This is a genomic window from Actinosynnema sp. NPDC050801 (genome assembly GCF_040673975.1).
GTDB lineage: Bacteria > Actinomycetota > Actinomycetes > Mycobacteriales > Pseudonocardiaceae > Actinosynnema.
Window position 1 is genome coordinate 233,817 of the sequence record NZ_JBFAQZ010000012.1, and the last position, 15,175, is coordinate 248,991.

General features: G+C 73.0%; 6 protein-coding genes. All 6 read left to right on the top strand.

Features of this window, described 5'->3' with window-relative positions; genetic code table 11:
- The first annotated feature begins 27 nt into the window (after nucleotides 1-27).
- Genes AB0K14_RS26230 through AB0K14_RS26255 form a run of 6 tightly spaced genes read left to right on the top strand, consistent with a single transcriptional unit; the run spans nucleotide 28 to nucleotide 15,163 of the window.
- Complete coding sequence (locus AB0K14_RS26230; RefSeq protein WP_360462956.1) at nucleotides 28-1,731, top strand: amino acid adenylation domain-containing protein; 1,704 nt, start codon at nucleotides 28-30, stop codon at nucleotides 1,729-1,731.
- Nucleotides 1,728-5,921, top strand: coding sequence for a beta-ketoacyl synthase N-terminal-like domain-containing protein (locus tag AB0K14_RS26235; RefSeq protein WP_360462959.1), 4,194 nt, complete (start codon nucleotides 1,728-1,730; stop codon nucleotides 5,919-5,921). The genes AB0K14_RS26230 and AB0K14_RS26235 overlap by 4 nt, the downstream gene beginning before the upstream one ends.
- Complete coding sequence (locus AB0K14_RS26240) at nucleotides 5,914-7,101, top strand: MupA/Atu3671 family FMN-dependent luciferase-like monooxygenase (RefSeq protein ID WP_360462962.1); 1,188 nt, start codon at nucleotides 5,914-5,916, stop codon at nucleotides 7,099-7,101. The genes AB0K14_RS26235 and AB0K14_RS26240 overlap by 8 nt, the downstream gene beginning before the upstream one ends.
- Nucleotides 7,098-11,066, top strand: a complete 3,969-nt coding sequence (locus AB0K14_RS26245; RefSeq protein WP_360462965.1) for an amino acid adenylation domain-containing protein — start codon at nucleotides 7,098-7,100, stop codon at nucleotides 11,064-11,066. Before AB0K14_RS26240 ends, AB0K14_RS26245 begins: the two co-directional genes overlap by 4 nt.
- Nucleotides 11,059-12,288, top strand: a complete 1,230-nt coding sequence (locus tag AB0K14_RS26250; protein ID WP_360462968.1) for an MFS transporter — start codon at nucleotides 11,059-11,061, stop codon at nucleotides 12,286-12,288. Before AB0K14_RS26245 ends, AB0K14_RS26250 begins: the two co-directional genes overlap by 8 nt.
- Nucleotides 12,278-15,163, top strand: a complete 2,886-nt coding sequence (locus AB0K14_RS26255) for a condensation domain-containing protein (protein ID WP_360462971.1) — start codon at nucleotides 12,278-12,280, stop codon at nucleotides 15,161-15,163. Before AB0K14_RS26250 ends, AB0K14_RS26255 begins: the two co-directional genes overlap by 11 nt.
- Nucleotides 15,164-15,175: the final 12 nt, after the last annotated feature.

Sequence of the window (15,175 nt, forward strand, 5' to 3'; positions counted from 1 at the left end):
AACGGCCCGGCGCAGAGAGGACGCACCTTGTCCGGCGACAGCGACTGCATCCACCGGTGGTTCGAGCGGCAGGTGGGACCGCGTGGCGACGACGTCGCCGTGGTCTCGGGGACGGACCGGCTGACCTATCGTGAACTGGACCTGCGGGCCAACCGGCTGGCCCACCGCCTGCGTGGGCTCGGCGTGGGACCGGAAACGCCGGTCGCGGTGTGCGTGCGGCGCTCGACCCACCTGGTGACGGCCCTGCTCGCGACCCTCAAGGCGGGCGGCTGCTACCTGCCGCTCGACCCCGCGCACCCGGCCGACCGACTCGCCGCGATGATCGCCGACGCGGGCGCGACCGTGCTGATCGGCGACGGCTCGGTGGACCTGCGCGCCGAGCACACGGTGCACCCCGACGTGCACGACGGGCCGGGCACACCGCCCGCCGTCGACGGGCTCGGGCCGGACAACCTCGCCTACATCATGTACACCAGCGGTTCCACCGGGCGGCCGAAGGGCGTCATGGTCGAGCACCGCAACGTGATCGGCCTGCTCACCGCCACCCGCGACCTGTTCGAGTTCGGGCCGCGGGACGTCTGGACGATGTTCGCCTCGGCCGCGTTCGACGTCTCGGTCTGGGAGATGTGGGGCGCGCTCCTGCACGGCGGCACGCTGGTCGTCGTCCCCGACCGGATCAAGCGGTCGCCCGAGGAGTTCCGGGACCTGTTGCGGGAGCACGCGGTCACCGTGCTCAACCAGACACCGTCGGCGTTCGGACAACTGGTCGACCTCGACACCACGGGCCTGAGCCTGCGGGTGGTGGTGTTCGCGGGCGAGGAGCTGAGGTTCGAGTCGCTGCGCCCGTGGATCGACCGGCACGGCGACCGGAACCCGTTGCTGGTCAACATGTACGGCATCACCGAGACGACCGTGCACTCGACGTTCCGGGTGGTCACCGCCGAGGACGTGGGCACCGCGCCCGGCAGCATGATCGGCGGCGCGCTGCCCGGCCAGTCCATCACCCTGGTGGACCACGAGATCCACGTCGGCGGCACCGGCGTCACGCGTGGTTACCTCGGCCGGCCCGCGCTCACCGCCGAACGCTACGTCCCCGACCCGGACCGGCCCGGCATGCGGGTCTACCGCTCCGGCGACACCGCCCGCGTGGTCGGTGACGACCTGCGGTACACCGGACGGCTCGACCACCAGGTCAAGATCCGGGGTCACCGGATCGAGCTCGGCGAGGTGGAAGCCGCGCTGCGCGGCCACACCGGCGTGCGTGACGTGGTGGTCACCGCCCCGGCCGACCCGTCCGGCGACCGGCGGCTGATCGCCTACTGGGTCGGCGAGACCGCGCCGGACCTGCGCGACCACCTCAAGCGCACGCTGCCCGAGTACATGGTGCCCGCCGCGTTCGTGCGGCTGGACCGGTTCCCGTTGACGCCCAACGGGAAGGTCGACCGGCAGGCGCTGCCCGACCCGGACAACGCGCGCCCCGACCTGGCCGAGCCGTTCGCCGCGCCCGGCACACCGCTGGAGCGGGCGATCGCGGCCATCTGGGCCGAGGCGCTGTGGGTGGACGAGATCGGCCTGGACGACGACTTCTTCGACCTGGGCGGCCAGTCGCTGCTGGCCACGCAGGTCGCCGCGACCATGCGGGAACGGCTCGGGGTGGACGCGTCGCTGCGGCTGCTGCTCGACGAGCCGACGATCCGGTTGTGCGCCAAGGCCCTGGAGCGCAGGTCATGAACGACGAACTCGAAGGCGTCGCGGTCATCGGGATGAGCGGGCGCTTCCCCGGCGCGCCGGACCTCGACCGGTTCTGGTCGATGCTGGTGGCAGGCACGGATGGGGTCAGCCACTACACCGCCGACGAACTCCTCGCCGCCGGCGTGCCCCAGGACCTGGTCGACGACCCGGCCTACGTGCACAGTGCGCACACGCTGGCCGACTTCGGCCTGTTCGACGCGGAGTTCTTCGGTCTCACCCGGACCGAGGCCGATGTCACCGACCCGCAGCAGCGGCTGCTGCTGGAGTGCGCCTGGGAGGCGCTGGAACGCGCCGGACACCCGTCACCGGCCGACCGCACCGGTGTCTTCGCGGGCATCTCGGCCGCCACGTACCTCATCGAACGCCTGGCGGACAACGATTTCGTGCACCCGATGCAGGTTCGGATCGGCAACGACCCGAGCATGGCCGCGACCAGGGTGTCCTACAAGCTCAACCTGTCCGGACCGAGTATGACCGTGCAGACCGCGTGCTCCTCGTCGCTGGTCGCGCTGCACCTGGCGTGCCAGAGCCTGCTGACGCTGGAGTGCGACCTCGCATTGGCGGGCGGCGCGGCGATCCGGCTGCTCGGGCCGCGCGGCCACCTGCACGAGGAGGGCGGCATCCACTCCGCGGACGGCCGCTGCCGCCCGTTCGACGCGGACGCCACCGGCACCGCGTCCGGTGACGGCGTCGGCGTGGTGGTGCTCAAGCGGCTGGCCGACGCGGTGCGCGACGGTGACCACGTCCACGCCGTGGTGCTCGGCTCGGCGGTGAACAACGACGGCTCGGACAAGATCGGCTTCACCGCGCCGTCCACGGCCGGGCAGGCCGCCGCGATCGGCGAGGCGCTGGCCCTGGCGGGCGTCGACCCCGACACCGTCCAGTACATCGAGGCGCACGGCACCGCCACCCCGCTGGGCGACCCGATCGAGGCCCGCGCGCTGGCCGAGGTGTTCGGGTCCCGGGCGGAACCGGGCCTGCTCGGCTCGGTCAAGGGCAACGTCGGCCACCTCGACGCGGCGGCGGGCGTCACCGGGCTGATCAAGGTCGCGCTGGCCATGGAGCGCGGGGTCGTGCCGCCCACCGCGCACTTCACCCGGCCGAACCCCGAACTCGACGCGATGCCGTTCCGGGTCAACGCCGAGCCGGCGCCGTGGCCCGACGCCGCGCACCCGCCGCGTGCCGGGATCAGCTCGTTCGGCATGGGCGGCACGAACGCGCACGTGGTGGTGCAGGCCGCACCCGCGCCGCGTGCCGACCCGCCCCTGCGGCGGTGGCAGGTGCTGCCGGTCTCCGCGCGCACCACGGCGGCCCTGGACGAGGCGTCCCGGCGGCTGGCCGACCACCTGGCCGGTGCGGACCACCTGGCCGGTGACGTCGACCTGGCCGACGCCGCGTACACGCTCCAAGTCGGACGGGTGCCGTTCACCCACCGGCGTGCCGTGGTCGTGGACGACCGGGACGCCGCCGTCCGCGCGCTGACCCGCCCCCTGCGGACCGAGGCCGGCGAACCCGCCGTCGTGTTCCTGCTGCCCGGCCAGGGCAGCCAGCACACCGGCATGGGCGAGGAGCTGTACCGGGACGAGCCCGTGTTCCGCGACGCGATGGACGAGTGCGCCGCGCTGCTGCGCCCGCACCTGGGCTGGGACGTGCGCGAGGTCGCGTTCCGCGGTGACGACCTGCGGTCCACGCTGCGCACGCAGCCCACGGTGTTCAGCGTCGACTACGCGATGGCCAGGCTGCTGGAGTCGTGGGGCGTGCGGCCGGACGCCATGATCGGGCACAGCCTGGGCGAGTTGGTCGCCGCGTGCCTGGCCGGGGTGTTCGACCTGCCGGACGTGCTGCGCGTGGTGGCGACGCGGGCGACGCTGATGCAGGACCTGCCGCCCGGCCGGATGCTGGCCGTGCCGCTGGACGAGGCCGCCGCCGGCGCCGAGCTGGCCGGTCTGGTGAGCGTCGCGACGGTGAACGCACCGGGCTCGTGCGTGGTCGCGGGCACGGAGGACGCCATCGCCGAGGCTCGCGAGTTGTTGACCGGCAAGGGTCTGGTGGTCAAGGACGTGCCGACGTCGCACGCCTTCCACACCGCCATGGTCGACCCCGTCCTGCCGGAGCTGAGGAAGGCGCTGCGGAGCGCCGCCCTGGCCAAGCCGCGGCTGCCGTTCGTGTCGAACGTGACCGGCACCTGGATCACCGACGAGCAGGCCGTCGACCCGGAGTACTGGGTGTCGCACACCCGGCAGCCGGTGCGGTTCGCGGACGGTCTGAGCGCGATCCTGGCGCGTGGTGACGCCGTGCTGGTCGAGGTCGGTCCGGGTGCGGTCCTCAGCGGACTGGCGCGGGCGAACCCGGCGCGTCCCGCCACGGCGGTCACCCTGCGACGCGGCGAACCGGAAGGGCGCACGGCGCTGGAGGCCGTCGCGTCGGTCTGGGAGCACGGCGGCCAGGTGGACTGGGCGGCCCTGCACGCGGGCGAACGCCGGTTGCGCGTCCCGCTGCCCACCTACCCCTTCGAACGCCGTGAACACCTGGTCGAACCGGTCAAGAAGGCGAGCCGCCGGGCACCGGCGCAGTGGGCGTCGGCCCCCGTGTGGCTGCCGTCGCCGCCGAAACGCGCGCCGCTCGAACCCGCCGAGTGGCTCGTGCTGGCGGACGACCTCGGCGTGGCGGACGCGCTCGCCGCGGAGTTGCCGGGCCAGGTCACCGTGGTGCCGCCGGGTGGCCAGGTGCCGGACGTGCGGCCGGACCGCGTGGTGCACGCGCGCAGCGTCCGTGCGAACCACGACGCCGACGCGGCCGCGCGATACCGCACGAGCCAGGACGACGGCTTCCACAGCCTGCTGGCCGTGGTGCGGGGCCTCGGCTCGAACCCGGTCCGGATCGACGTGCTCACCAACGACCTCCAGGACATCGGCCCGGTGATCCTCCCGGAGCGCGCGACCGTGTTCGGCGCGGCGACCGTGATCGCGCAGGAGTACGCGCACGTGTCGTGCCACTGCGTGGACGTGACGCTGCCCCGGGACGACCAGGACCGGCGACGACTGGTCGACCACCTGCTCGCCGAGCTGTCCGCCGACCAACGCGAGGACCAGGTCGCCTATCGCGGCGGCCGACGCTGGACCCGGTCCTACGCCCCGGTCGAGCTGCCGGACGCCCAGCCGTGGCAGGAAGGCGCGACCTACCTGGTGACGGGCGCGGACGGCGAACTCGGCCGGGCGTTCGTCGAAGACATGACGAAGGCCGGCGCGAAGGTCGTCACCGCCGAGCCCGAACACCTCGCCGACGTGGCCCGGCAGCACGACGTGCGCGGTGTCGTGCACGCGGCGGACACCAGAGGCGCGGGACTCATCGCCCTGAAGACCCGCGAGCAGGCCGAAGAAGTGCTGTCCGCGCACGTGGCGACCACGTTGCTGCTGGACGAACTGCTGCCGGACGTGGACTTCGTGCTGCTCTGCGGGTCCACCACCGGGGTCCTGGGCGGTTTCGGGCAGGTGGAGAACTGCGCGTCGGCCGCCTTCCTGGACGCCTTCGCGCCCGCCCGCGGCCGGCTGGTCGTCGACTGGGCGCAGTGGGCCTGGGACGACTGGCTCGAACAGCAGATGGCCGATCTGCCGGACGTGCGCGAACGGTTCCGCCGCCAGCGCCTGACCGAGGGCATCACCGCCGCCGAGGGCGTCGCGATCGCCCGCGCCGCGCTGGCCGCCGGTCACCACCGCCTGATCGTATCCACAGTGGACTTCCAAGAGGCGTTGGCGGCCAGGGACGGGCTGACCGCGTCCGCGTTCGTGGCGTCACTGGGCGGCGGCAGCGCGGACGCCGACTGGGACCCGGCGCGGGTCTGGCCGGACGACGAGGTCGCCCGCGGCGTGGCGACGGTCTGGCAGGAGACGCTGGGCGTGGCCCGGATCGACCCGGACGACGATTTCTACGAGCTGGGCGGCAACTCGCTGTTCGCCATCCAGATCGTTTCCCGGCTCCGCCGGTTGCACGGCGACCTGCCGATGAGCGCGATCTTCGAGGCGCCGACGGTGACCGGCCTGGCCGCCGCGATCCGGGCGCACCAGGCGGAGTCGATCGGGCTGGACGAGTTCGACGCGCTGCTGCGGGAGATCGAGAACCTGTCCCCGGACGAGGTCGAGGCGCGGCTGAGGGGTGAGGGCGATGACTGACGAACGCCTCCGGCGGTTGCAGGAGCGGCTGTGGTCGTTGAGCCCGACGCAGCGCGAGGCGTTGGAACGAGCGATGCGGGAACGGGACGTCAAGGTGCCGACCGCGCGGCCGACGCCGAAACCGCCCCGCCGCACCCGGCGTGGTTCCAGCACCATGGACTTCAGCCTGTTCTTCTTCTCCGGCAACGGTTCGGTCGAGCGGCCGGACAACTACCGGCTGCTGCTGGACAGCGCCGAGTACGGCGACCGCAACGGCTACTCCGCGATCTGGGTGCCGGAACGGCACTTCGTGGACTTCGGCGGCCTGTACCCGAACCCGTCCGTGCTCGCCGCCGCCATCGCGGTGCGCACCGAGCACATCCAGATCCGGGCGGGCAGCGTCGCCGTGCCGCTGCACCACCCGGTGCGGCTGGCCGAGGAGTGGTCGGTGGTGGACAACCTGTCCGGCGGCCGGGTGGCGATCGCGTGCGCGTCCGGCTGGCACCCCGACGACTTCGTGATCGCACCTGGCGGCCGAGCCCGGTACGCCAGCCGCAAGGACGACATGTTCGAGGCGATCGACCTGGTGCAACGGCTGTGGGCCGGCGAGACCGTCGACATCGACGGCGTGCCGGTCCGCACGCTGCCCCGGCCGCGTCAGGCCCGGCTGCCGCTGTGGATCTCCTCGCAGGGCAGCGTCGACACGTTCGTCCGGGCCGGTGAGATCGGCGCGAACGTGCTGACCGGCCTGGTCGCCCAGCGGCCCGCCGACCTGCGGGACAAGATCACCGCGTACCGCGAGGCGTTGAAGGAGGCCGGGCACAGCGACGGCCGGGTCACCGCGATGGTGCACACGTTCCTCGGCGCGGACGAGGACGAGGTGCGTGAGCAGGTCCGCGAGCCGCTCATCGGCTACCTGCGGACGTTCCTGGCCCAGCAGGGCAACTTCGACAGCCGGTACAACGAGCTCGACGACGCCGGCCGCGAGGCGATGCTGGCCGCGACCTTCGACCGCTACTTCGAGAGCCTGGCGCTGCTGGGCACGCCCGACAAGGGCGAGTCACTGGTGGAGGACCTGGTGGACCTGGGCGTGGACGAGGCCGCGTGCCTGGTCGACTTCGGCCTGGAACCGGAGACCGTGCTGGCCGGGTTGCGGCGGCTGACCGAGCTCAAGGACCGCTACCGAGGAGCCCGACCGTGACCGAGCTGTCGGACCGGCTGGCCAAGCTCAGCCCGGCGCAGCGCGCGCTGCTCGACCAGCGGCTGCGCCGTGAACCCGCCGTGCAACAAGGGATCGCCCGCCGTGCGCCGGGCCGGACCCACCGCCTCACGCTCGACCAGGAACGGATCTGGCTGATCCACCAGTTCGACCCGACCGACCCGGCGTACAACATCTTCTTCGCCACCCGCCTGCGCGGCCAGCTGGACGCGCCCGCGTTGCAGCGGTCGATCACGGCGTTCGTCCAGCGCCACGAGTCGCTGCGCACCACCTACGAGCTGGCCGACAACCGACCGGTCGCCGTCGTGCACGACACCGTGGACGTCCCGATCCGCCACGTCGACGTGCCCGACGAGCCGGAGATGCTGCGCCTGGCCGAGGAAGAGATCCGGGTGCCGTTCGACATCGCCACCGGGCCGCTGTTCCGGGTCACGCTCTACCGCCTCGACGACCGCGACCACCTCATGGTCGGCACCGTCGACCACGTGGTGTGGGACCGGGCGTCGCTGGGCATCTTCGCCGACGAGCTGGTCGAGTACTACACCGCGTTCACCACCGGACGCGCGCCGCAGCTGCCCGAACCGGCCATCCAGTACGGCGACTACGCCGAGTGGCAGCCGAAGTGGATCGAGGACGAGGTGGCCGAGCGCCACCTGCCGTACTGGAAGAAGCACCTCGAAGGCGCGGAGCTGGTGCTGGAGCTGCCGACCGACCGGCCTCGCCCCCCGGTGCAGACGTTCAACGGCGCACGCCACCAGTTCCGGCTCACCGGCGAGCTCACCGCCGCCATCCGTGACTTCGCCCGCCGCGAGTCGGTCACGGTCAACGTGGCGCTGCTCGCGGCCTGGCAACTGCTGCTGCACCGGCTCACCGGTCAACGCGACATCATCGTGGCCACCACGTCCTCCACCCGCAGCCGTCCGGAGACCGAGCCGCTGATCGGCTACTTCCTCACCATGCTGCCGCTGCGCGTGCGGGTCGAGCCAGACCGTGGGTTCGGCGAGCTGGTCGCCTCCGCCCGCGCCACGATGTACGGCGCGTTCGACTACAACGACATCCCGTTCGGCGTGCTGCTGGACGAACTGGACGTGGACCGCGACCCCAGCCGCAACCCGATCTACCAGACCACGTTCATCTTCGTGGACTTCCACCACGAGCAGCGCGGCGAGCTGCCCGGCCTGACCCAGGAATCGCTGCTGCTGGACAACCACACCGCCAAGGACGATGTCACGCTCGGCTTCTTCGATGACGAGGCGCTGGGCGGGGACGCGTTCCTCGGGCTGCTGGAGTACAACACCGACCTGTTCGACGAGGCCACCGTCGTCCGGATGGCCGGGCAGCTGACCCGGTTGCTGGAGCAGGCCGTCGCCGACCCCGGTCGGCCGGTCGGCGAGCTGTCCCTGGTGGACGCCGACCAGGCACGCCGGCAGCTCGTGGAGTGGAACCGGACCGACGTCGACCGCGAGCCCGACCTCACCGTCGACGAACTGGTCCGCCGGCAGGCCGCCCGCACCCCCGGTGCCGTGGCCCTGACCTGCGGCGACCGCAGCCTGACGTACCGGGAACTGGTGGCCGAGGCGGAACGGGTCGCGGGCCTGCTGCAGCAACGCGGCGCGGGTCCCGACGCGGTGGTGGCGGTGTGCCTGCCCCGGTCGTGCGACCTGGTGGTGGCGCTGCTGGGCGTGCTGATGTCCGGCGCGGCCTACCTGCCGCTGGACCCGGACCACCCGCAACGCCGCCGCGCGGAGATGGTCGAAGACGCGGGCGCGTTGCTCGTGCTCACCGAACTGCCCGCCGGGTCCGGCGACTACCGGCCGCCGGACCCGGACGGCGAGCGGCTGGCGTACGTGATCTACACGTCCGGCTCCACCGGGCGGCCCAAGGGCGTCGAGGTGCCGCACCGCGGTGTGGTGAACCTGCTGCTCGCCATGGCCGACGAGGTCGGGTTGGGCGCGGACGACGTGCTCGCCGCCGTCACGTCGGTGTCGTTCGACATCGCGGGCCTGGAGCTGTTCGGACCGCTGGCGACCGGCGCCCGGTGCGTCGTGGTGACCAAGGAGCACGGACAGGACGGCCGGGCGCTCGCCGCGCTGCTGACCGACGTCGACGCGACCGTCATGCAGGCCACCCCCGCCACCTGGCACCTGCTCGTGGAGGCCGGTTGGCGGCACGGCGAGACGCTGCGGGCGATCGTCGGCGGCGAGGCGTTGCCACGCGCACTGGCCGACCACCTCGCCGTCGGGCGCACCTGGAACGTCTACGGACCCACCGAGACCACCATCTGGTCCACCGCCTGGCGGCTTGAGGACGGCGTGATCTCGATCGGCACACCGCTGGCCAACACGCAGGCGTACGTGCTGGACGAGCGGTTCGCGCCGGTGCCGGTGGGCGTGCCGGGCGAGCTGTGCCTCGGCGGCACGGGCGTGGCCCGCGGCTACCGCGGCCGGCCGGCGGGCACGGCTGAGCGGTTCGTGCCCGACCACCTGTCCGGCCGGCCCGGCGCCCGGCTCTACCGCACCGGCGACCGGGTCCGCCAGCGGGCCGACGGCAGCCTGGTGTTCCTGGGGCGCGACGACGGCCAGGTGAAGCTGCGCGGCTACCGGATCGAGCTGGGCGAGGTCGAGGCGCGGCTGGCCGACCACCCGGACGTGCGGCGCGCGGTCGCCGTCGTGCGCGAGGACCGGCCGGGCGACCGGCGGCTGGTCGGGTACGTGGAGACCGACAACCCCGCGCTGCCGACGCAGGAACTGCGCGCGCTGGTGCGCGAGTCGTTGCCGGACTACATGGTGCCGTCCGCCGTCGTCACGGTGGACCGGTTCCCGCTGACGACCAGCGGCAAGGTGGACCGGCGGGCGCTGCCCAAGCCGTCCGCCGAACGGCGCGAGGACTACGTGGCCCCGCGCGACCCGGTGGAGCTGGAGGTGGCGCGGGTCTGGGAGGAGGTGCTCGGCACCGGCCCGATCGGTCTGCACGACCGGTTCTTCGACCTGGGCGGCCACTCGCTGCTGGTGCTGAGGCTGATCGCGGAGATCGAGCGCCGGTTCGGGCAGGTGCTGCCGATGGCCGCGATCTTCCAGGGCGCCACCGTGGAGCGGTTCGCGCGGATGCTGCGCGAGGGTTACCACGAGGAGGAGCGCGCGCACCTGATCGAGCTGCGGGCCGGCAGGACCGACGTGCCGCCGCTGTTCTTCGCGCACCCGGCCGGCAGCGAGGTCGTCTGCTACATGCCGTTCACCAAGCTGCTGGAGCCGGCCGACCGGCCGCTGTACGCGCTGGCGTCACCGCCGCCGGTGGACGGGCACTCGCCGTTCACCACCTTCGAGGAACGTGCCCACGCCTATGCCGACCTGGTCCGCGAGGTGCAGCCCAGCGGGCCGTACACGCTGGCCGGCTGGTGCTACGGCGGCGCGAACGCCTACGAGATCGGCCGGGTGCTGGAGGAACAGGGGGACGAGGTGTCGGTCGTGCTGATCGAGTCGCACCCGCCCGCCCTGGAGGACGGTCCCGAATCCGATGGCTCCGAGCCCGACCGGGCGCAGATCGTCGAAGCCGTGGCGGCCAACCTGCAGTGGGACTACCTCGACGGCCGGCGCACGCTCGACGACCTGCGGGCGATGACCGACGAGGAGCACTTGGACTACCTCCTCGCGATCGCCCGCGCGGGCGACTACCTGCCGCCGGACGCGGGCCGCGAGCAGATCCGGGCCGTGCTGGAGCTGTGGGTGGCGAACCTGCGGCTGCTGTGGGCCTACCGGCCCGAACCGCTGCGCGGCAAGGTGACGTTGATCCACGCGGCCGACGAGTCGCGCGAGCCGTTCCGGACCTGGCACTCCCTGGCGGCGAACCTGGACGTGCGCGAGACGCCCGGGAACCACTACACCGTGATGCGGCCACCGCTGGTGGAGTCGTTGACGGCCCTGCTGCACGAGGTGACGCCGGATGCTTGAACTGCTCAAGGACAGCACCTACATCCGCTACTGGTTCGCGGTGGTGGCGTCGTTCCTCGGTGACGCGATGGCCCGGATCACGCTGATCTACGTCGCCGCGACGCTCACCGACGCACCCGCCGCGCTGATCGCGCTGGTGATCATCGCGCAGCTGCTGCCGACCGGCGTGCTGGGGGTGTTCGCCGGTCCGCTCACCGACCGGCTGCCCAAGCGGGTGCTGCTGGTCGGGTCCGACCTGGCCCGGGTGGTGATCGTGCTGGCCATGATCCCGGCGCTGAACTCGTCGTGGCTGCTGCTCACGCTGATCTTCCTGGAAGGCCTGGGCAAGACGTTCTTCGAGACCGCGCGGATCGCGGCCATCCCGGCGATCGTCGGCAACCACAGCATCCCGTCCGCGGTGGCGCTGTTCCAGAGCACCAACCACACCCTGAACCTGGTCGGCCCGGCGCTGGGCGGCCTGCTGATCGCGCTGGGCAGCGTGCCCGCCGTGCTCGTGATCAACGCGGCCACGTTCGCGGTCTCGGCGGTCCTGCTGGGCAGCATGGGCGTGCTGAAGGAGGTGCCCGTCTCGACGGGGGCGCCGCAGAAGTACTGGGCGGCGCTGCGCGAAGGGCTGCGCGAGGTGCTGCGGGTGCCGACGCTGCGGTTCCTGTTCGCGTTCCTGGTGCCCATGATGATCGTGCTCGGCCTGTTCACCACCAACTTCAACGCCCAGCTGCTCACCGTGTTCGGCCTGCCGCCCGCCGAGTACGGGCTCGCGCACGCCTTGTTCGGCGGCGGAGCCGTGCTCGGCGCGCTGCTGGGACCGATGATGGTCCGCAAGTACCCGGTGCGCGGGCTGCTGCTGGTCACCGTGGCGTTGTTCGGGCTGTCGCTGGTGGCGCTCGCGCCGACGGAGTGGCTGCGCGGCCAGCTCGGGTTCGCGTCGGTGGTCGTCTGGTGCCTGATCGCCGGCCTCGGGTCCAGCCTGTTCCAGGTACCGATCGCGAACACCGTGCTGCGCGACCTGCCCGAGGTGCTGCGCGGTCGCGGCGTCGGGCTGCTCAACTCGGTGATGATCAGCAGCATGGTCGTCGGGGTGGCCCTGGGCGGGCTGACCGCGTCGTGGCCGGGCATCGCCGACTCCATCGTCTACGCGGGCCTGGCGTTGCTGGTGTGCTCCCTGGTGTTCGCGATCCCCGTCCGTCGAGCGACCCGCGTGGAGGCGACCAGTGGGCTCTGACCGGTTCCCCCTGTCACCCGCCGCGCAGCGGCTGTGGACGCTGTCGCGCATCCGGCCCGGCGACCCGTTCTTCAACCACCCGTTCGCGGTCGACATCGACGGCCCGCTGGACGTCGACCTGCTCGGCCGGTGCCTGACCTCGATCGTCGGGCGGCACGAGCCGCTGCGGTCCCGCGTCGAGGACGGCGCGCACGTGGTCGAACCGGTCGTGCCGATCGAGCCGGCCGCGGTGGACGGCGACGAGGAGACCGGGCACCGGTTCGGGCAGGAGCCGTTCGACCTGGCCGCCGGGCCTCCGTTCCGGGTCCTGCTGCTGCGGCTGGGACCGGACCGGCACCGGCTCGTGGTCAACGTCCACCACATCGCCGTCGACGGCCTGTCGCTGGACGTGTTCACGGCCGAGCTGGTCGCGCTGTACGGCGGCGAGGCGCTGCCGGACCTGCCCGTGCGGTTCGGCGACCTGCCGCCCGCCGGCGACGACCGCGACTACTGGACCCGCCGGCTGGCAGGCGCCCCGGACGTGATCGACCTGCCCACCAGCGGGCCGCGCCCGATGACCACCGACCACCGGTCGGCCCGCCGCACCCGGCTGATCCCGGCCGACGTGCTGGACCGCGTGCGGCAGGTCGGGCGGCGCGGGCGGGCGACGACGTACATGGCGCTCAAGGCCGCCTGCGACGTCGTGCTGGCCCACTACGGCAACGACGACGTGCTGATGGGCATGGCGCTGTCCGGGCGGGACACCTCGGCGCACACCGGGCTCATCGGGTACCTGGTCAAGCCGGTGGTGCTGCGCACCGAACTCGGCGACGACCCCCCGTTCGCCGAGGTGCTGCGCCGCGTCCGCAACGACGTGCTGGACGCGCACGAGCACCCGGACCTGCCGCTGGAGGACGTGCTGGCGAAGCTCGCCGTGGTGCGCGACCCCAGCTACCACCCGCTGTTCCAGGTGATGTTCAGCCACGACGTGGAGGCCGCGCCGCAGGCCGTCGGCGGAACGACGTTCACCCGGCGGGACATGGGGCTGGACAGCATGAAGGTCGAGCTGAGCATCGGGCTGCTGGAGACCGCGCGGGGTCTGGAGGCGGTGTTCGACCACCGGCGGGACCTGTTCGACGAGGCCGTCGTGGACTCGATGCTGGAGCGGCTGGAGGTCGTGCTCCGGCAGGTGGGGGAGAACCCCGACCTCCGGGTGTCGGAGCTGCGGGCGGCCGGCGTCGACCAGCGCGCGAGCCTGGCCGGGCCGGTGGAGCGGTGCGTGCACGAGCTGTTCGCGCGGCAGGTCGCGCAACGGCCGGACGCGGTCGCGGTCGACGCCGACCGGCGGTGGACCTACCGCGAGCTGGCCGAGGTCGTGGCCGGTGTCGCCGGGCGGCTGGACGGGTTCGGTGCGCGGCCCCGGGTCGGGGTGTGCGTGGCCAAGTCGGCCGCGCTGCCCGCCGCCGTGCTCGGGGTGTTGACGGCGGGCGGGGTGTGCGTGCCGCTCGACCCCGCGCTGCCCGGCTACCTGTTGCGGGCCATGGCGGAGGATTGCGGCCTGGCGGTCGTGCTGGCCGACGAACGGGCCGAGCCGGTGTTCGCGTCGTCGCCGACGCCCGTGCTGCGGTGGGAACCGTGGCCCGCCCGTGAGGTCACGTCCGCCGTGACGCCCGCCGACGCGGCATTCGTGCTGCACACCGCCGGCGACGATCCCCGTGCGGTCGTCGTCGGGCACCGGGCGTTCGCGAACTCCCTGCGCTGGGACGACATCACCTCGTGGTCGATGTCCGGGTCGTTCACCGGGGCGGCGACGATGTTCGAGGTCCTGGCCCCGCTGGTCCACGGCGGTACGCTCGGTTCCGGCCCGGCCCTGTTCGACACCCCGTCGTCGATCGTCGAACTGCACGTCGCCGGACGGCTGCCGGACGCCGTGCGCACGATCGTCACGACCGGCGCGGAACCGCCGGCGTCACTGCGCGCCGCCCTGCCGGACCGCGAGTTCGTCGACCTGTACGCCACCGCCGAGACGTCGGTGGCGCTCGTGAACGGCCGACCGCTGCCCGGGGTACGGGCGTACGTGCTGGACGACCGGTCCCGCCCGCTCCCACCCGGCGTGGTCGGCGAGCTGCACATCGGCGGACACGGCCTCGCGCACGGCTACCTCGACCAGCCCGACGAGACCGCCGCCCGGTTCCGACCCGACCCGTTCGGACCCGACCCGTCAGACCCGGACACCCGGATCTTCGCCACCGGTGACCTCGCCCGCCGCGCCCCGGACGGCACGCTGCACGTGCTCCGGCGGGCCGGCCGGGTCGACCTGGGCCTGGTCGAGTCGACCCTGCTCACCCACCCGGCCGTGCGGCGGGCGTGCGCGCTCGACGGCGACAACGCGGTGGCCGTCGTGCGGCAGGGGACGTCCGCGACCGGCCTGCGTGACTGGCTGGCCGAACGGCTCCCGCACTACACGGTCCCGGCACGCGTGCAGGCCGTCGACACCCTGCCCGTGCTGGCCGGCGGCCGGCCGGACCGGGACGGCATCCTGCGGCTGCTGGCGGAGACGCCGGACCAGGCCGGCGAGGAACTGCCGCTCACCGACGCAGAGCAGACCGTCACGCGCGCGTGGACCTCCGTCCTCGGCCGCACGGTCGGCGCACGGGAGAACTTCTTCGACGCGGGCGGCAACTCGCTGCTGCTCGTGCGGCTGTGCGAGCAGCTGCGGGCCGAGTTCGACCGGCACATCAGCGTGATCGACCTGTTCCGGCACCCGACGGTGAGGGCGATGGCCGAACACCTCACCGACACGGCCCGGGAGGACACCGCGCCGGATGCCGCCGAACGGGGCAGGGCACGGCAGGAGGCGATGCGGGCGCGGGGGAAGGCCAGGCAACACCGGTGACGCGGGAGCACT